Consider the following 1,194-nt stretch of genomic DNA (forward strand, 5'->3'; position numbering starts at 1 on the left):
CGGCCCGCGCACGTCAACCTGCACACCGCGCCGGGCACCGGCAACGGCATGGGCAACCTGGTCACCGCCTGGCACAACCGGACGCCGCTGATCGTCAGCGCCGGCCAGCAGACCCGCGAGATGCTGCTGATCGAGCCGCGCCTGGCCAGCCCCCGGGCGGTCGAGCTGGCCCAGCCGTACGTCAAGTGGGCCCACGAGCCGGCCCGCGCGCAGGACATCCCGGCGGCCTTCATGCGGGCGTACGCCTCGGCGGTGCAGCCACCGGCCGGGCCGGTCTTCCTCTCTGTGCCGATGGACGACTGGGACCGCCCGGCCGACCCGCCGCCGCAGGTGCGTACCGTCGCCACCCGGATCGCGCCGGACCCGGACCGGCTGCGGAGCTTCGCCGACGCGCTGGCCGCCGCCCGTGCCCCGGCGCTGGTGCTCGGCGCGGCGGTGGACCGGTCGGACGCCTGGCCGGACGCGGTGGCGCTGGCCGAGCGTCTGGCCGCTCCGGTCTGGGCCGCCCCGGCCCCGGAGCGGGCCGTGTTCCCCGAGCGGCATCCGCACTTCCGGGGCGTGCTGCCGTACGCGATCGGGCCGCTGTCGGAGGCGTTGCGCGGCCACGACGTGGTGCTGGTGGTGGGTGCGCCGGTGTTCCGCTACTACCCGCACGTGCCGGGCGACTACCTGCCCGGCGACGCGCGGCTGCTGCACGTCACAGACGACCCGGACGAGGCGGCCCGCGCCCCGGTCGGGGACAGCCTGCTCGGCGACGCCCGCCTGACCATGGCCGCGCTGTGCGAGCGGCTGCCGGCGACCGACCGTCCCGCGCCGTCACCGCGCCCGCAGCCGGCCCCGCCGGAGCAGGCTGACCCGCCCAGCGCCGACGCGTTGTTCGCCGCGCTCGCCGCCGCGTGGCCGGCGGACGGGGTGCTGGTGCAGGAGTCGCCGTCCAACCTGGCCGCGCTGCGCCGCCGGCTGCCGATCGAGCGGCCGCGCTCGTACCTGACGATGGCCAGCGGCGGGCTCGGCTTCGGGCTGCCGGCGGCGGTCGGCATGGCGCTCGCCGAACGCGACACCGGGCGCGGCCGCCCGGTGGTCGCGGTGGTCGGCGACGGCTCGTTCCACTACTCGGTCCAGGCGTTGTGGACGGCGGCGCGGCTGCGCCTGCCGCTCGCCGTCGTGGTTCCGGTGAACCAGCAGTACGCGATC

Annotated in this window: 1 protein-coding gene; it reads left to right on the top strand. The window is 77.5% G+C overall.

All coding sequences use genetic code 11. From position 1 onward, the window contains the following. A partial coding sequence (gene mdlC / locus KBX39_RS31580; RefSeq protein ID WP_210874076.1) for a benzoylformate decarboxylase occupies positions 1 to 1,194 on the top strand: 1,194 nt, incomplete at both ends.

Origin of the sequence: Micromonospora sp. D75, from assembly GCF_018070405.1 — a bacterium.
Taxonomy (GTDB): Bacteria; Actinomycetota; Actinomycetes; order Mycobacteriales; family Micromonosporaceae; genus Micromonospora; species Micromonospora chalcea.